Origin of the sequence: Cryptosporangium japonicum (genome assembly GCF_039524755.1) — a bacterium.
In the GTDB taxonomy this organism is placed as follows: Bacteria; Actinomycetota; Actinomycetes; order Mycobacteriales; family Cryptosporangiaceae; genus Cryptosporangium; species Cryptosporangium japonicum.
On the sequence record NZ_BAAAGX010000023.1, the window covers coordinates 316,536 to 333,447 of the forward strand.

Below are 16,912 nucleotides of genomic sequence, written 5' to 3' on the forward strand. Positions count from 1 at the left end.
CCCCGCCACCCCTACTTGGTGTCCGGAGCGGTCCCGTCCGCCACGGCCGGCGAGGCCGTCGGATCAGCCACCGCGGAAGCCCCGTCAGCAGCCGCCTCGCCACGCCCAGACCCCGCACCTTCGGCCGAAGCCCCAGAAGACGCCCCAGCCCCAGAAGACGCCCCAGCCCCAGAAGATCCCCCGGCGCCGGACGGCGCCCCCGCGCCCGAGGACCCCGCGGGAGACCCGGAAGACCCGACCCACTTCGGCTGCGGATCCTCCCCGTGCCGACCCAGCATCGTCTCCTCGAGATCGAGCTCCCGCACCATCTCGCGCATCACTTCGTCGTCCAACTCCCCGACGTTCCGCAGCCGCATGAACGTCTCTCGCTGCGCCTGCAGCATCTCCTGACGCAGCCGCCGGAACGCCGCCCCCGGCGTCTCCTTGCCCCCGTGCGAGAGCCCACCGCCCAACCGCTCCCACGCGCTGTTGGCCCGGTACTCCGAGTAGTGCTTCAACAGCCCCACCACCTGCGACGACGGCGGGTGCGGTGCGGACGAGACCAGCGTGTCCAGCCGGTCGGTCGCCGCCCGCGCGGCCTGGTGCTGCGCGTTGGCTTCGGCGAGCCGGTCGCTCATGTCGTCGGTGCCGCCGACCCCGAGCCGCCGGATCAGCCCGGGCAGCGTCAGCCCTTGGATCACCAGCGTCCCGAACACCACCACGAACGTCAGCCACAGGATCAGCCCACGGGCCGGGAAGTCGTGCGCCAGCGCGAACGCCGCCGCCAACGAGACGACACCGCGCATCCCCGCCCACGACGACACCGTGGGCGTGGGCCAGTACGGCGACGGAGTCCTGGCCCGCACCGCGGGAGAAGCGAAACGGATCGCGTACGACGTCGAGAACACCCAGATGAACCGTCCGGCGATCGTCACGACGAGCACGGCCACCGACCACCAGGCCACCGACGCGACGTTCTGCCCCTCGAGTTCCGCGATGACCGCGGGCAGCTGCAGACCGATCAACGCGAACACGATCGACTCCAGGACGAAGTCGATGACCTCCCAGCTCGACTCGGCCTGCAGCCGGGCCTGCGGGGACGTGTCGGTCGCGGTGTTGCCGAGGTACAGGCCCGTGATGACGACGGCGAGCACACCGGAGGCGTGGACGCTCTCGGCCGCCAGGTAGACCGCGAACGGTACGACCAGGTTCAGCGTGTTCTCCAGCACCGCCGACGAGACCCGCCGCCGCAGTTCACGCAGCAGGAACCCGAACAGCCCTCCGAGCACCACCCCACCGCCGGCCGCGGCCACGAAGATGCCGCCGCCTTCGAGCAGCGTGATGCCGCCGGCCGCAGCGGCCACGGCGGCCCGGTACGCGGTCAGGGCGGTGGCGTCGTTCACCAGGCTCTCGCCCTGCAGCACCTGCAGGTACCGCCGCTGCATGCCGAGCTCGCGACCGACCGCGGTGGCCGCGACGGCGTCCGGCGGCGCGATGATCGCCCCGAGCGCGAACGCGGCGGCGAGCGGCATCGACGGGATGAGCCAGTACGCGACGAGCGCGACCAGCACGGTGCTGAACAGCGTGTAGCCGACCGACATCAGGAGGATCGGTCGCTTGTTGAGCCGGAAGCCACGCGACGAACTCCGCCACGCGGCCGAGTACAGCAGCGGCGGCAGGAACAGCGCGAGGACGATCTCGGGGTTCAGCGTGTAGTCGGGGATACCCGGCAGGTAGGACACCGCCAGGCCCACCAGCACGAGCAGAATCGGGGGTGAGATCCGGAGCTTGCGCGCCGCCCCGGCGACGGTGGCAGCACCGATGATCAACCCGAACACTGCCATCAGGTCTGTGGTCTCGAAATGCACGCACACCATCGTGCACTCCGACCGGGAACAATGGAGACGCGATCAAGGAGGCACATTGGCAATCTGCACACATATCGCCGAATCGAAAGAGACCGCACCGCGGGCGAACGGCTGCGAAGAGTGTCTCAAGACCGGCGGGCGCTGGGTTCATCTGCGCACTTGCCAAGAATGCGGACATGTCGGCTGTTGCGACTCGTCGCCGGGCAAGCACGCGAGCGGCCACTTCCACGACGAGAAGCACCCCGTGGTTCAGTCGGCCGAGCCGGGCGAGAGTTGGAAATGGTGCTTCGTCGACGAGGTGCTAGCTCCCTGAGCTACCGGCATTAATTTGCGGAAAGGGGGCGTTGTCGCAGGTCAGGGCAGCGCCCCCCACGGCATCGGACAACAGTGCACACTGGCCCGCATGCGTAGTCTTCTGCTTACTTTCCGTAGAAGAAGCAACAGTCGCCCGCCACGGCCAGAAGAACAACCCAACCAGTCGTTACGGATCCTGCTGCTCGTCTCGTCGTTCAACGGGCTGACGCAGCGCGTCTGGTGCGAGCTCCGGGACCGCGGACACACCGTGGCCGTCGAGTTCGCCCGCGACGCGGAGTCGATCGCCGACGCGGCTCGACGCGCCGACCCGCACCTGATCCTCTGCCCGTTCCTCAAAGAACGCGTGCCCACCGAGGTCTGGCAAAAATGGACGACGGTGATCATCCACCCGGGGCCCGTGGGTGATCGAGGTCCGTCCAGCCTCGACTGGGCCATCACCGAGGGCAAAGCCGAGTGGGGCGTAACCGCGCTCCAGGCCGTCGAGGAGATGGACGCCGGCCCGGTCTGGGCCACCCGGACGTTTCCTCTCCCGGAGGATCCGCCCACGAAGTCCGCGCTCTACAACGGCCCCGTCGCCGACGCGGCGATGGAGTGCGTCGACGAACTCCTCACCAAGCTCGCCACCCCCGATTTCCGCCCCACGCCCCCGGAGCAGCTGGCCCGCACCGAGGTCCGCCCGACGATGCGCCAGACCGACCGCGCGTTCTCGTGGAACGACTCCGCCGAGGCCATCGTCCGGAAGATCCGCGCCGCCGACGGCTCGCCGGGTGTCCGCACCGAGGTCGCCGGCGTCAAAGTCTGGGCGTTCGACGCGTACGTCGGTCCGTCCCGGTCGGAGCCGCCCGGCACGGTCGTCGCGTCCCGCGACGGCGCGGTCCTCGTCGCGGCCGGCACGGGCAGCGTCTGGCTGGGGCATTTGAAAGCCATGGGCGACGCCGGGCGCGCGGTGAAGTTGCCCGCCACCGTCGTCCTCGACGGGCACGTCGCGAGCACGTCGAAGTCGCCGAACGACCCCGGCCCCGGACGGGTGCACTACGTGCGCCGCGACGACGTCGGCTACGTCGTCCTGGACTGCTACAACGGCGCGCTCTCCACCGAGTCGTGCAATCAGGCGCTGCACGCGTTGCGTCACGCCGCTCGGCAGGACACCACCGCGATCGTGCTGCGTGGGGGCAGCGGCCCGTTCTGCAACGGGATCCATCTCAATCGCATCGAGGCCGCCGCGAATCCGGCCGCGGAGGCCTGGGCCAACATCACCGCGATCAACGACGTCTGTCGCGAGCTGGTGAACTGCCGCGGCCAGGTGACGATCGCCGCGTTCAGCGGCAACGCCGGCGCCGGCGGGGTGATGTTGCCGCTCGGCGCGGATCTGGTCGTCGCGCGCGAGGGGATCGTGCTGAACCCGTTCTACGAGATGGGGCTCACCGGGTCGGAGCTGCACACCTACACGCTGCCCCGGCGGGTGGGGCCGGACGCGGCGATGCGGCTGCTCAGCGAGAAACTGCCGGTCGGCGCGGTCCAGGCGAAGAAGCTCGGCCTCGTCGACGAGATCGGGCCGCGTGATCTCGCCGAGTTCGGCGGCTGGCTGCACGACGTCGCCGGCCGGTACCGCGACCGGGCACTGCGCGAGCGCACGCTGCGACGCAAGGTCGACACCCTCGAGCGGGACCTCAGCGCGAAGCCGCTGGACGCCTACGAGGCCCGCGAGCTGGGCGAGATGGCCCAGGACATGTTCGACGACCGGCAGGGTTTCGACGCCGCCCGCCGAGCCTTCGTCCAGAAGCACGCCCCCGAACGCACCCCGACCCGCCTGGCGCTGCACCGAGCCCCCGGCTTCGTCCGCGGCTGACGGACGGCCCGCGTGGCCGGGCCCCTTCTGCCCACGCACGCAAAAGGGGCCCGGCGCACTCAGCGCCGGGCTATCCGCAGTCGAACAGATGGGACCTAAGAGAAACAGCTCATGCGGGTCGCTGGACCGCGGCCAGGGTGGCTTCCCAGTCGATCGCTACCGCGCCGGGGTTCGCCGGCAGTACCCGGACGGCCACCTGCGCCCCGGGGAACGTCAGCGGCACCGCGGCGGGCGGCACCGGGTTGCCGATCCGTACCTCGTACGCCTCGGCGTCGGCACGGATCACGTTGAGTACGAACTCGTACAAGCTGGCCCCGTACGGGCTGCGCATGCCGAGCGAGCCGCTCGCCACGATCGTCGCGTCCGCCGGCTCACCGGTCTCCAGCAGTTCAGCGGTGCTCGGCCCGCTCGCGTGATCGGATGGCAACTCATCCTCGGCGTCGTTCACGTGCTGTTCAGCGAATGGTCCCATGACCACGGACGGTACAAACGATGCCGGGTTATGTCGCCGGAACTGACGCGCACCCGTCACTCGGACGAATTGCGGGGAAGAACGACGATCTGAGCCGGGTCGAGCCGGACTGCCACGGTCTCGCCGACAGTGGGCGCGGAAACCACCGGACAGTGTGCTTCCAGCAGCGGCGCGCCGTCGATTCGAACCAGCACCTCGACCCGCTCCCCGGCGAACGTGGCCACCTCGACCACGCCGGTGACGTCTCCCGGGTCGTCCACGGACAGCAGCACCCCGGCGGGGCGGACCAGAACCGGGTGCGGCCCGGGAGCCGCCGGAACAGCAACCCTTCCCCACGGCGTGGCCGCCGTACCGGCCTCGACCGACGCTGTGGCCACGTTCGTGAACCCGAGGAACCGCGCGACGAACTCCGACGCCGGCTGCTCCCACACGTCGCGGGGCGTGCCGACTTGGGCGATGCGTCCGCCGGCCATCACGACGACGCGGTCCGCCAACGCGAACGCCTCACGCTGGTCGTGCGTCACGGCCAGCACTGTGGTGCCGAGGCGCACGAACAGCCGCCGGAGTTCCACCACCAGGCGCTCGCGCAGTTCGCGGTCGAGCTGCCCCAGCGGCTCGTCGAGCATCAGCAGTTTCGGCGACGGAGCGAGCGCGCGGGCCAGCGCGACCCGCTGCTGCTCGCCGCCCGAGAGCGTGACCACCGCACGGGGCCCCGCGTCCGGGAGCCCCACCAGGGAGAGCAACGAAGCGACGTCCGCCCACGCGTTCCCGAACCGGATGTTGCCGGCCACGTCCTTGTGCGTGAACAACGCGTGGTCCTGGAACATCAGCCCCACTCCGCGCCGGTGCGGCGGCACCTTGGTCACGTCGACGCCGTCGAGCACCACCCGCCCGGCCGACGGCTCCTGCAGGCCCGCGACCACCCGCAGCAGCGTCGACTTCCCGCTCCCGCTGGGCCCGAGCACGGCGACCACCTCGTGCTCGGCGACCTCCAGCTCGACGTCGGCCAGGGCCGCGAACGACCCGAACCGGACGGAAACTCCGGACACCGACAGACTCACAGCTCTCCCCCCGCACCGGTCGGCCGCAGCCGGTCGAGCGCGATCAGACTGGCCGCGCACAGCACCATCAGAATCGTCGCCAGCGCCATGGCCTGCCCACTGTTGACCTCACCCGGCCGCCCCAGCAGTTGCGCGATCGCGACCGGGATCGTCGGGTTGTCGGCGCGGGCGATGAACACTGTCGCACCGAACTCCCCGAGCGAGATCGCGAACGCGAACCCGGCCGCCGCGGCCAGCGACCGCCACACCAGCGGCAGGTCCACCCGCCACCACACCCGCCCCGGTGGCGTGCCGAGCACCGCGGCCGCCTCCCGGAGCCGGTTGTCGATCGCCCGGAGCACCGGCAGCACGGCGCGGACGACGAACGGCACCGCCACCAGGGCCTGCGCGAACGGCACGAGCAGGGCCGAGTCACGCAGGTCGAGCGGCGGCTCGTCGAGCGCGACCAGGAAGCCGAAACCGACGGTCACGGCCGACGTGCCCAGCGGCAACATCAGCAGCAGGCCGAACGCGCCGCGCAGCCGGCCCGGCCGGGTCAGCACCACCGCGGCGCAGATCCCGACCACCAGGGCCAGCAAGGTCGCCGTCACCGCGTACCGCAGCGACGTGCCGACCGTCTCCAGAGCCGGCGCCGGCAGCACGCTCGACGCGTCCGCCGAGGTCAACGCCCGCCAGTACGTCAGCCCGTACCCGTCGGACGTCGCGAACGACCGCTCGACCAGCACCGCCAACGGCGTCAGCAGCAACCCCACCAACACGACGAGGTTGACGCCGACGAACGCCCACTCGCCGAAGCCCCGCGGAGACCGCGGTGACGCCGGCACCAACCGGGCCGCGCGCTGCCGCCCGGTGAGCGCGGCGTCCACGGCCAGCAGCACGGCCACGGCGGCGAACTGCACCATCGACAGCACGGCGGCACCGGACAGGTCCAGCAGATAGACCGTGCGGCGGTAGATCTCGACTTCGAGCGTCGCGTACGACGGGCCGCCGAGGATCTGCACGATGCCGAACGACGTGAACGTGAACAGGAACACCACCGACGACGCCGCGGCGATCGCGGGACGCAGCGCCGGCAGCGTCACCCGCAGGAACGCCCGCGGACGCGACGCGCCGAGCACCCGGGCCGCCTCCACCGAACGCCGGTCGAGCTGCGCCCAGACGCTGCCGACGATCCGCACCACGACCGCGTAGTTGAAGAACACGTGTGCGGCCAGGATCGCCCACACCGTGCGGTCCAGCTCGACGCCGAGCAGGCCGTCGGGCCCGATCAGCGCCAGGAACGCCGCCCCGACCACCACGGTCGGCAGCACGAACGGCACCGTGACCAGCGCGCGGACCAGGCCGGAGAACGGCAGCCGGAACCGGGCCAGCACGGCCGCGCCCGGCAACGCCACGACCAGCGTCAGCACGGTGGAGGCCACGGCCTGCCAGACCGTGAACCACAGCACCCCGCCGACGTCACCGAGGCTGCCGCCCGGCACCCCGGGGATCGGCTCGCCGAACCCCAGGCCGATCGCCACCAGCGTTCCGACCGGGTAGACGAAGAAGACCCCGAGGAACGCCAGTGGGACGAGGGCGAGGAGGCGTGTTCTCAGCGGAGCACCGTCTGGGTCCACTCGTCGATCCACGCCTCACGGTTCTTCGTGATCTGGTCGGCGGGGAGCGTCAGCGGCTTGGTCGGCAGCGCCGCGTACTTGGTGAACTCGGCCGGCAGCGCGGTGTCGGTGACCGACGGCCAGACGAACATCTGCAGCGGCACGTCCTTCTGGAACGGCGGGGAGAGCAGGAAGTCGAGCAGCTTCTTCCCGCCGGTCGGGTTCGCCGCACCGTCGAGCAGACCCGCGTACTCGACCTGACGGAAGCAGGTGTCGGTGACCACACCGGACGGCGCGTCCGTGGGCTTCTTCTCCGCGTAGACGACCTCGGCCGGCGGGCTGGACGCGTACGAGACGACGAGCGGCCGGTTGCCCTTGCCCTGCGAGCCGACCGTGAAGCGCTGCTGGTAGGCCTCCTCCCAGCCATCGACGACCAGGGCGCCGTTGGCCTTGAGCTTCTCCCAGTAGGCCGTCCAGCCACCCTCGCCCTGCACCGCGATGCTGCCGAGCACGAACGCCAGCCCGGGCGACGACGTGGCCGGGTTCTCCACGACCAGCAGGTCCTTGTACTCCGGTTTGATCAGGTCGGCGTAGCTGGTCGGCGGGGCGATCTTCTTGCCGGCGAACCACGCCTTGTCGTAGTTCACGCAGACGTCGCCGTAGTCGACGGCGGTCGCTTTGCCGTCGGTGCCCTGCTGGAGCGCGGTGGGGACGTTGCCGATGTTGACCGGCTGGTAGGCCGTGAAGATGCCCGCGTCGACGGCACGCGACAGGAACGTGTTGTCGACGCCGAACAGCACGTCGCCCTGCGGGTTGCCCTTGCTGAGCACCGCTTTGTTGACAACCGCGCCGGCGTCGCCGCTACGCAGGATCTTGACCGTGAGGCCGCTCTGCTTCTGGAAGGCGGCCAGGACGCCGTCGCTGACCGCGAACGACTCGTGGGTGACGAGAGTGACCGTTTTGGAGTCGTTAGCCGCTTTGTCGGGCGACGACGAGCAGGCCGCGACGGCGGCGGTCAACAAGACCGCAGCCAGTAAACGAGGGGCACGCATCCGGTTACCTCCGGAGTCGGGCACCGGGAATGAGCCTTCGGGCGCGGTCCGGCGATCCGCCGGTTCTCCCTCCGCTGGCATTACCCAGAGCAGGTTCGACGGGTCGGCGACGCGGTGGCCACCCTCTCAGCCCGGCTGCCCGAGCTCCCCGACGGACGACTGGCGTCCGCGTCGACAAGCGTAGCCCGCTGTGGTTGAGGCGACCCCAGAGCGGTCACTACCTCGGGCATGGACGGTCCGCGGCTGGCTGATGCGCTCGAGGCGCTGCGTGCGTCGGTGGCTTCGGTCCGACTCGATCTGGCGGTGTCCGACGCGGAGGCCGCGCGGCGGTCGCGGTCGGAACTCGTCGGCCAGGTCGACGACTACCTGCTGCCGAGGTTGCGGCAGCTGGACGCCCCGATGTTGGTGGCCGTCGGCGGGTCCACCGGCGCCGGCAAGTCGACGCTCGTCAACACGCTGGTCGGCGCGGAGGTGACGAAGGCGGGCTGGCTGCGGCCCACCACGCGCGCCCCGGTGCTGGTGTGCCACCCCGACGACGTCGGCTGGTTCGAAACCGACCGGATCCTCCCGGGGCTGTCCCGGACCACCGGCCCCGAAGCCGTGAACTCACTCCGGCTGGTGCCCCATCCGTCGGTGCCACCGGGGCTCGCACTGCTCGATCCGCCCGACATCGACTCGGTCGTGGCCGAGAACCGGGACCTGGCCGGGCAGCTCCTCGCCGCCGCCGACCTGTGGATCTTCGTCACCACCGCGGCGCGCTACGCCGACGCCGTCCCCTGGGACCTGCTGCACACCGCGGCCCAGCGCAGCACCGCGCTCGCGGTCGTGCTCAACCGCGTCCCGCCGGAGGGCGTCGGCGAGATCAGCGACCACCTCCGCTCGATGCTGGCCGAGGAACGCCTCGGCGACGCGGCGCTGTTCGCGGTGCCGGAGGTCGAGCTGACCGCGGAGCGCATCCCGGACGCGGCGATCGCACCGCTGCGCACCTGGCTCGACGGGCTGGCCGCGGACGCCGGGGCCCGCGACGCGGTGATCCGCACGACGCTCACCGGTGCGCTCTCCAGCCTGCACGACCGGGTCACCGGCCTGGCCGACCACCTCGACGACCAGGTCCGCACCGCCGCCGAGCTGCGCGGCACCGCGCTCGAGCGGTACCGCACGGCGCTCACCGGTGTGGACGACGGCGTCCGCAGCGGCACCGTGCTGCGCGGCGAGGTGCTGGCACGCTGGCAGGAGTTCGTCGGCACCGGCCAGTTCACGCGGAACCTGGAGGCCCGGATCGGGCAGCTGCGTGACCGCATCACGTCGTTCTTCACCGGCCGGGCGCCCGCGGCCGAGGCGGTCGGGCACGCGGTGGAGAGCAACCTGCACGCACTGGTGCGGGCCGCGTCGGACCAGGCCGCCGAGCAGACCACGGAGCTGTGGCGGTCCCGCCCGGCCGGCCGTGCCCTGGTCACCGACGATCTGCACCGCTCGTCGGCCGAGTTCGGTCCCCGGCTGGAACTTCAGATCCGCGCCTGGCAGGAACGTGTGCTCGACCTGGTCCGCGAGGAGGGTGGCCACCGGCGCAGCGTCGCCCGGCTGACGTCGTTCGGGGTGAACGGCGCCGGCCTGGTGCTGATGCTCGCGGTGTTCGCGCAGACCGCCGGCCTGTCCGGGCTCGAGGTGGTGGTCGCGGGCGGAACGTCGGCGGTCAGCCAGAAGGTGCTGGAGGCGATCTTCGGGGACGCGGCCGTGCGGACGCTCGCGGCCCGGGCCCGCGACGACCTGCTGGAGACCGTCGAAGGGCTGCTCGTCGACGAACGGCAGCGGTTCGACGTGCTGGTGGACGCCGTCGCGCCCACCGCCGAGCGGGTGACGGCGCTGCGTACCGCGCTGGCCGAGTTCGAGTCGGCGCTGGGTTCGTACCTGCGGCAGCCGGGGCTGGTGCGATGACTCTGCTGGCACGGGCCACCGACGAATCGGGGCTGAGCAAGCGGCTGACCGCGCTCGACCGGGTGGTGGAGCTCGGCGCCGACCGGCTCGATCCGGCGGCGCTGGCCACCGCGGGCGCACTCTCGGGGAAGGCCGCCGAGCGGCTGCGGCTGGGCGCCGAGCACACCGTCGTCGCGCTCGCGGGAACCACCGGCAGCGGCAAGTCGTCGCTGTTCAACGCGCTCGTCGGGGTCGACGTCGCCACCACCGGGCTGCGCCGGCCGGTCACGTCGACGGCCCAGGCCGCGGTGTGGAACCCGGACGGCGCCGCGCCGCTGCTGGACTGGCTGGGCGTGAAACGTCGGCACCACCTCGGTGACGAGGGCGCCGACGAGTTGTCCGGCCTGGTGCTGCTCGACCTGCCGGACGTCGACTCCGTGAAGGTGGACCACCGGCTCGAGGTGGACCGGCTGGTGAAGCTCGTCGACCTGCTCGTCTGGGTCGTCGACCCGCAGAAGTACGCGGACTCGGCCCTGCACGACCGGTACCTGCAGCCGCTGCGGACGCACGCCGACATCACCGTCGTCGCGTTCAACCAGATCGACCGGGTGCCGTCGGCGCGGCGCGAGGAGGTGCTGACCGACCTGCGCGGCCTGCTCGAGCGCGAAGGCCTGGGCGGTGTGCCGGTGCTGCCGGTCTCGGCGCGGACCTCCGACGGGCTCCCGGCGCTGCGCACCCGGCTGGCCGACGCGGTGACCGCGCACGAGGCGTCGGTGCGGCGGTTGAACGCGGACCTGCGTGCGCTCGCGGACGAGTTGGGCCCGACGTGCGGCCCGTCGGCGACACCCGCGGTGGAGCGAGCCGACCGGGCGGCCGTGGTCGGTGCGCTGACCGAGGCCTCGGGCGCCGACGCGGTCGCGCTGGCGGTGGCACGCACGCACCGCAGCCGCACCAGGGCCGCGACCGGCTGGCCGATGACCCGCTGGCTGGCCCGCGTACGGCCGAGCGCGGCGACGCGGCTGGGCCTGCCCGGTGCGCGGCTCTCCCCCGGCGAGGCCGAGGACGAACTGGTCCGCACCGCGCTCCCGGGTCCGTCCGCGGTGCAGCAGGCCCGGGTGGACACCGCGCTGCGCAACCTCGTCGACCGCACCACGGCCGGCCTGCCCCAGCCGTGGCCGAGCGTGCTCACCCGTGCCGCCACCGGCCGTCGGGAGCAGCTACCCGACCTGCTCGACCGGGCCGTGGCCGGTGCCGACCTCGGCCTCGGACGGCGTCCGCGCTGGTGGGGTGTGGTGCGGCTGCTGCAGAACGTGCTGGCGCTGGTCGCGGTCGTCGGAGCGGTGTGGCTGCTCGGGCTCTTCCTGCTCGACTGGTTCCGGCTGCCCGAACCGCCGTTGCCGGACGTCGACGTCTGGGAGTGGCGGATCCCCGTGCCGACCGGGATGCTGCTCGGCGGTGTGCTGGTCGGCCTGGTCCTCGGTTTCCTGAGCGCGCGGCTGGGTGCGCTCGGCGCGCGGCGTCAGGCGAACCGGGCGCGCCGCCGGATCCGTGCCCGGGTGGAGCAGGTGGCCGCGGACGCGGTGCTCGAGCCGGTGAGCGCGGAGCTGAGCGCGCGCACCGAGCTGTGTGCGGCGATCAGTCAGCTGCGCGGTCGTCGGTGAAGAGCCGGTCGACGGCGCTGACGAGCGTCGTCGCCTCCCCGGTTCCGCCGTCGGACCAGCGGATCCGGCCGAGCCAACGCCCGCGGCCCTCGGCCGGCACACCGGACAGGCGCAGCGGCGTCCCCGCGCTCACCGACCGTTCGGCGGCCGGCTCGCCGTCGTCGACCACGTAGGAGTCCAGGCGGACCGGCAGCGGGCCGGAGCCCGGCGCGTCCACGAGCTGGACGTAGACCTCGTACCGCCCGGCCTCCGGTTCGGCCAGGTCGACGCGTTCGTCCGCGGCCGGCCCGCCGCTGCGGCCGACGCGCTTGCCGTCGCGGTAGACGAAGACGTCCACGTCGGTGCCGACCGGGTAGTCGAACGCGTCGGTCGCGAACCGGGCCAGCGCGGTGTCCGGCGGCACCGTGACGGTGAACCGCGCGACGCGGTCGGAGGCCTTCGGCGCGGCCGAGGAGAACCGGGCGCGCTCGCCCGTCACGCGCAGCCTGCCGGTGTGCCCGACGGCGGGGACGGGGCCTGAGACGCGTGCGCTCAGCCGTCCGGTGAAGCCCGGCACGACGGTCAGCGGGTCACCGAGTTCGACGCTCGCCGGAGCGGCCACGACGACCGGGGTGACCGCGACCGGAAGCCGCACCCGGTGCGTTCCGTCGGACCACGTGATCGAGCCCGCGGCGAGCTGGTCGTACGGGGCGGAGACGCGGTGGACGGTCACCGTGAACGAGGCGGTCGCACCGGGCTCCAGCGTCAGCTCGGCCGGGGAGACGGCGACGTCCACCCCGGGCGGCTCGTCCACCCGCGCGACGTACCTGGCGGTGGTGGAGCCGGCGTTCGTCACGGTCCGCCGGACGGAACGGACCCCGGCCAGCGAGCCGAGCACGACCGACGCGGTGTTCTGCGCGCTGTACGGTGCGGTCGCCGCGGCCGAGGAGTCGAAGAACAGGCCCGGGTCGAGGGCCCGGTTGATCGCGAGCGCACCGGCGCCGTACTCGGCCGGACCCGCGCTCTCGCCGCCGGACGTGCTGATCCGGTTGTCGCCGCCGGTGGCGCTGGTCAGCAACGCCGACTTCACCGCCGCCGGCGACCAGCGCGGGTGCGCTGCACGCAGCAACGCGGCCGCGCCCGAGACCTGCGCGGTGGCCACCGACGTGCCGGAGCGCAGCCCGAACATCGCTCCGTCCCGGGCCGGCGACACCGCCGCGACGACGTCGACGCCGGGCGCCATCAGGTCGGGCGCGAGCGCGTCGCCGTCCGGGCCGCGCGCGGAGAACTCCGCCACCTCGGGGCGGGAGCCGCCGGTCGCACGCATCCGGGCCGGTTCGAGTGCGGCGCTGGGGCTCTCGTCGCGCAGGTAGTTACGCAGCTTCCCGGTGGCGGGTGCGTCGAGGTGCACGGTCGGCACCGCGTGCCGATCGGCGGTGAGCGTGTCGGCGTCGGCGTTGGTGAGCACCATTCCGACGCCGCCGGCCCGTTCGACCTCCGCGCTCTGATCCGCCCGCCCGTTGGCGTCGCGGAGGCAGACCACGATCCGGCCGCGGATCTTCCCGGGGTCGAGCGAGCCCGCACCGCACTGCCCGCCGTCCACCACCGGTCGAGCCGGAACCCCGGCGCCGAGGCCGGCTCCGGTCAGCCGCGTGCCGTCCCCCAGCCGCACCACCGCGGCCGGCGCCCGGTCGTGGGTGCCCGCCGCGACGCTCGTCAGCCAGGGTTTGCCGTGCGCGGTGCGGGCGCCGGGTCCGTCGTTGCCGGCCGAGGCGGCGACGAACACGCCCGCCTGGGCGGCCCGGTAGAGCGACGAGGCGAGCGGGTCGTCGGCCGGCGAACCTCCGGAAGCACCGTCGATCGCCACGTTCAGCACGTCGACGCCGTCCGCGACGGCCTGGTCGATCGCCGCGACCGTGTCGGACTCGGCGCACGTCGCCACGCCATCGACGCGCCAGCAGGCCTTGTAGGCCGCGATCCGCGCCGCCGGAGCGACACCGGAGACGACACCGAGATCCGACTCGACGTCGGCCGCGCCGGCGGCCACGGCGGCGGCGTGCGTGCCGTGACCGTCGTGGTCGGCCGGTGACCGGGGTTCGCCGGCGTCCGGCGTCAGCCCACTCAGGTACCACCGCGCCCCGACGAGCGCGCCCCGGCACCGGAAGTCCTTGACGACGCGCCCGGCGTCGCACGTGCCCCGGTAGCGCGGAGCGGCCGGCCGCGGGTTCGCGAAACTCGGGTGCGCGGCCCAGATGCCGGAGTCCACGAAGCCGATCACCGTGCCCGCGCCGGCACGCGCGGGCCCGCCGAGCCGCTCCCACGCCCCGGTCGGCCCGGGCAGCCCGAGGAACTCGGTGGTCCCGGCGGGCTCCAGGCCGTCCAGCGTGTGGACGCTGTCGCGGGTGACCGACCGCACCCCCGGCAGCCGCCGCGCGGCCGCCACCTGGTCGGGTGTGAGGGCGGCCGCGAAGCCGTTGAACGTCCACCGGTACGCGTAGACCGCAGGCACACCGGGCAGCTGCTGCAGCACCGAACGCAGCTGTTGGTCCAGGTAGGCGCGGTAACGGCGAACAGCGACGGAGTCGACGCCGAGGCGCTGCCCGCGCCGCGGACGGGTGCCGTCCAGAGCGCCGTTCCGCACCGACCGGCCGCCCGGATAGGCGGCGATCGGTGCGTCGACGAGTTGGACGAGGTGCATGACCGCGGGCTCGTCCGGCGTGGCCGACGGGGCCGCGAGCGCGCCGGCGGGTATCGCCAGACCGAGCGCCAGACCGGCCGAGGTGAACCCGATCGGGCGCCGCGCTCCGGCCCGAGTCGCGGTTTTCGCGGATCGATGCCGGCCCGTCAACGTCACCCCCACTCAGATATGAACGAGCATACCCAAATGGGGCAATAAGCTTCAGACTGGTTGATCCACCGCCACCGGCGGTGCCACGTGCACCCGCAGTCCGCGCGCGACCAGGGCGTCGAGCACGTCCTTGGTGACCTCGGAGTCCGTGATGACCGCGGTGATCGACGCCAACTCGCTCACCCGGAACTCGGAGACGCGCCCGAGCTTCGAGGAATCGGCGAGCACGTACTTCTCGAAGCTCCGCGCGATCACGAGGCGCCGGACCACGGCCTCGCCCTCGTGGCAGCCGGTCAACCCGGCCTGGGGGTGGATCCCGTCAGCGCCGACGAACGCGACGTCCACGTACCCCTTCTCGAACATCCGCTCGGCCTCGGGGCCGGAGACCGACAGCTCCTCGTCCCGGACGCTCCCGGGAGCCAGCTGCACACGCACGCCCGGGTGGTCGGAGAGGTGCTGCGCCACGTGGCCGTTCGTGGTCAGGATCGTGCCCACCCAGTCGCCGGGAAGCGCCTTGGCGGCCTCGTAGACCGTCGTGCCCACGTCGAAGAAGACGTTGCGGTTGGGCTGGAGCAGCCGTACGGCGTAGCGGGCGATCGCTCGCTTGGCCGCGACGTGAGAGGTGGACCGCCGGTCCCAGCTCTCCGACTGCTTGGGCGCCCGGGTGGCGCCACCGTAGACCCGGGTGAGTTCACCCCGGCGTTCCAACTCGTTCAAATCGCGCCGGATGGTTTCTAACGAAACGCCGAGTTGACTGGCCAGGTCGTCCGCCCGCACCATGCCCCGCGTTCCCAGTGCGGTCACTATCTGCTGGCGGCGCTGTTCAGGGACCATCGCTCCTCGTCGGGGAAGACGTCGGGAAACAACCAGAGTGGACGCAGGGAACCTCAATATTGCACACGCGTCACACCCAGGAGCCGATCATGGTATGGCCCGGGGCTCCGGCTGCACCCAGGAGTCGCACCGCGATCGGCGCGGAGGCCTGTCGTGTCACAACAGTCCTCTCTGGACGATCCTAAGCCCACCCGTACGCAAACACACGAGGGGGCCGGACGCGATGCGCCCGGCCCCCGACGAAATTTCAGTGCTGGTAGGTGGGAACGATCAGCGCCCGCGCCAGGGTGTGGAACGCCAGGTTGAACGACACCACGGCCGGGGTGGCGTCCGGCGTCACGTCGAGGGCGTCGACGTCGACCGCGTGCACGACGAAGTAGTAGCGGTGCACCTGGTCGCCGGGCGGCGGAGCGGCCCCGCCGTAGTTGCGGTTGCCGTAGTCGTTGCGGACGTGGAACGCCCCGCCGGGCAGGCTGTCGTCACCGGCGCCCGCACCGGTCGGCAGCTCGGTGGTGGTTCCCGGCAGGTTCACCGCGAGCCAGTGCCAGAACCCCGACGGCGTCGGGGCGTCCGGGTCGAACGCCGTCACGACGAAGCTCTTCGTCCCGTCCGGGAAACCCGACCAGGACAGCTGCGGCGAGACGTCCTGGCCGCCCGCGTCTCCGGCCACCTGGGCCAGGTCGAGCTGGGTGCCGGCCGTGACGTCGGCACTCGTTACGGTGAACGACGGAACTTCGGGCAGCAACGCGTACGGATCAGGTGCCTGGGGACGCTCGAGCGCCATGATCTCCTCCTCGTTCTGTGGTCTGGCGAAACCCTGCCACGGAGTTTGTCCCAACCCCGCGCGGGTACTGCAGAAACGCATTGCGCCGACATTTTCGTGAGGAGATCTCGTGCTGACCGACGTCGCCCGTCGCGTGGCGGACCCGGCGGAGAAGCTGCTGACCCAGTCGTTCCGGCTCGCCGGATGGGTGGTCGGGCGCACCGCTGGGCCGGTCTTCCGACTGGTCGGCCACGCCGGCCGCCCCGCCGTCCAGACCTTGGCCAAGATCAGTCCGGCCGCCGCCGAGACGCTGTGGTCGTTCCTGCCCGGCCGCCGCCCGGTGGAGCAACCGGCCACGCCGACGCCGGTCACCCCGCCGAGGCCCACCCACGTGGCCACCGTGCCGTCACCGGCCGGTGCCCCGACTCCAGCCGCCGCGCACGCCGAAGCGGCCGCGCTGCTGTCCGAGGTCACCCCGGACGCGGCGAAGGCAGCCACCGCTCCGGAGAGCCTGCCGGTGAAGAACTGGGACGGCCTCACGATCGCGGCGATCCGCCAGCGCACGCGGTCGCTCTCCGACCAGGACATCCTGACGCTGCTGGCGTACGAGCGGGCGCACGCCGCCCGGCCGGCCGTCATCCTGAACCTCGAGAACCGGCTGGCGAAGCTCCAGCGGGTCAACGGAGCAACGCCCCACTAGCCCCGAAATGCCCCCTAACCAC

Annotated in this window: 13 protein-coding genes and 1 riboswitch; of the genes, 5 read left to right on the forward strand and 8 right to left on the reverse strand. The window is 72.3% G+C overall.

Features of this window, described 5'->3' with window-relative positions:
• Positions 1-11 precede the first annotated feature (11 nt).
• Entirely contained in the window at positions 12-1,847 is a 1,836-nt protein-coding gene (locus tag ABD437_RS29370) for a Na+/H+ antiporter (protein WP_344652167.1), read from the reverse strand.
• A 55-nt stretch (positions 1,848-1,902) separates the two neighbouring features.
• On the opposite strand from ABD437_RS29370, the gene ABD437_RS29375 reads away from it, so the two are divergent.
• Positions 1,903-2,160 carry a UBP-type zinc finger domain-containing protein gene (locus ABD437_RS29375; RefSeq protein ID WP_344652168.1) on the forward strand — a complete coding sequence of 86 codons (258 nt, stop codon included), beginning with the start codon at positions 1,903-1,905 and terminating at the stop codon, positions 2,158-2,160.
• Positions 2,161-2,409: 249 nt separating this feature from the next.
• Positions 2,410-4,011, forward strand: a complete 1,602-nt coding sequence (locus ABD437_RS29380; RefSeq protein ID WP_344652169.1) for an enoyl-CoA hydratase-related protein — start codon at positions 2,410-2,412, stop codon at positions 4,009-4,011.
• 109 nt (positions 4,012-4,120) lie between these two features.
• Here the strand turns inward: ABD437_RS29380 and ABD437_RS29385 are convergent, their stop codons facing one another.
• Genes ABD437_RS29385 through ABD437_RS29400 form a run of 4 tightly spaced genes read right to left on the reverse strand, consistent with a single transcriptional unit; the run spans position 4,121 to position 8,191 of the window.
• Positions 4,121-4,483, reverse strand: coding sequence for a hypothetical protein (locus ABD437_RS29385; RefSeq protein WP_344652170.1), 363 nt, complete (start codon positions 4,481-4,483; stop codon positions 4,121-4,123).
• A 56-nt stretch (positions 4,484-4,539) separates the two neighbouring features.
• Positions 4,540-5,544, reverse strand: coding sequence for an ABC transporter ATP-binding protein (locus ABD437_RS29390; protein ID WP_344652171.1), 1,005 nt, complete (start codon positions 5,542-5,544; stop codon positions 4,540-4,542).
• Positions 5,541-7,160, reverse strand: a complete 1,620-nt coding sequence (locus ABD437_RS29395) for an ABC transporter permease (RefSeq protein ID WP_344652172.1) — start codon at positions 7,158-7,160, stop codon at positions 5,541-5,543. The genes ABD437_RS29390 and ABD437_RS29395 overlap by 4 nt, the downstream gene beginning before the upstream one ends.
• Positions 7,136-8,191, reverse strand: a complete 1,056-nt coding sequence (locus tag ABD437_RS29400; protein ID WP_344652173.1) for a thiamine ABC transporter substrate-binding protein — start codon at positions 8,189-8,191, stop codon at positions 7,136-7,138. The genes ABD437_RS29395 and ABD437_RS29400 overlap by 25 nt, the downstream gene beginning before the upstream one ends.
• A 47-nt stretch (positions 8,192-8,238) precedes the next feature.
• Positions 8,239-8,352: riboswitch (TPP riboswitch) on the reverse strand.
• 67 nt (positions 8,353-8,419) lie between these two features.
• On the opposite strand from ABD437_RS29400, the gene ABD437_RS29405 reads away from it, so the two are divergent.
• On the forward strand, positions 8,420-10,126 hold the full coding sequence (locus tag ABD437_RS29405; protein ID WP_344652174.1) for an ABC transporter: 1,707 nt from the start codon (positions 8,420-8,422) through the stop codon (positions 10,124-10,126).
• Complete coding sequence (locus ABD437_RS29410) at positions 10,123-11,766, forward strand: GTPase (protein WP_344652175.1); 1,644 nt, start codon at positions 10,123-10,125, stop codon at positions 11,764-11,766. The genes ABD437_RS29405 and ABD437_RS29410 overlap by 4 nt, the downstream gene beginning before the upstream one ends.
• On the opposite strand, the gene ABD437_RS29415 is transcribed toward ABD437_RS29410, so the two are convergent.
• From ABD437_RS29415 to ABD437_RS29425, 3 genes are all read right to left on the reverse strand, one after another.
• Positions 11,741-14,599 (reverse strand): S8 family serine peptidase, encoded by a 2,859-nt coding sequence (locus ABD437_RS29415; protein ID WP_344652176.1) that lies wholly within the window; start codon positions 14,597-14,599, stop codon positions 11,741-11,743. The genes ABD437_RS29410 and ABD437_RS29415 overlap by 26 nt on opposite strands.
• Before the next feature lie 45 nt (positions 14,600-14,644).
• Positions 14,645-15,427 carry a DeoR/GlpR family DNA-binding transcription regulator gene (locus ABD437_RS29420; protein ID WP_344652177.1) on the reverse strand — a complete coding sequence of 261 codons (783 nt, stop codon included), beginning with the start codon at positions 15,425-15,427 and terminating at the stop codon, positions 14,645-14,647.
• Positions 15,428-15,674: 247 nt separating this feature from the next.
• Positions 15,675-16,211 carry a YbhB/YbcL family Raf kinase inhibitor-like protein gene (locus ABD437_RS29425; protein ID WP_344652178.1) on the reverse strand — a complete coding sequence of 179 codons (537 nt, stop codon included), beginning with the start codon at positions 16,209-16,211 and terminating at the stop codon, positions 15,675-15,677.
• 109 nt (positions 16,212-16,320) lie between these two features.
• Here ABD437_RS29425 and ABD437_RS29430 point away from each other — a divergent pair, with 109 nt between their 5' ends.
• Positions 16,321-16,890 carry a hypothetical protein gene (locus ABD437_RS29430; protein WP_344652179.1) on the forward strand — a complete coding sequence of 190 codons (570 nt, stop codon included), beginning with the start codon at positions 16,321-16,323 and terminating at the stop codon, positions 16,888-16,890.
• Positions 16,891-16,912 lie beyond the last annotated feature (22 nt).

Excerpts from the sequence above, each read along its gene's own strand:
- ABD437_RS29420 (WP_344652177.1), bottom strand. The coding sequence starts at position 15,427 with ATGGTCCCTGAACAGCGCCGCCAGCAGATAGTGACCGCACTGGGAACG.
- ABD437_RS29410 (WP_344652175.1), top strand. The coding sequence starts at position 10,123 with ATGACTCTGCTGGCACGGGCCACCGACGAATCGGGGCTGAGCAAGCGG.
- ABD437_RS29385 (WP_344652170.1), bottom strand. The coding sequence starts at position 4,483 with ATGGGACCATTCGCTGAACAGCACGTGAACGACGCCGAGGATGAGTTG.
- ABD437_RS29400 (WP_344652173.1), bottom strand. The coding sequence starts at position 8,191 with ATGCGTGCCCCTCGTTTACTGGCTGCGGTCTTGTTGACCGCCGCCGTC.
- ABD437_RS29425 (WP_344652178.1), bottom strand. The coding sequence starts at position 16,211 with ATGGCGCTCGAGCGTCCCCAGGCACCTGATCCGTACGCGTTGCTGCCC.
- ABD437_RS29405 (WP_344652174.1), top strand. The coding sequence starts at position 8,420 with ATGGACGGTCCGCGGCTGGCTGATGCGCTCGAGGCGCTGCGTGCGTCG.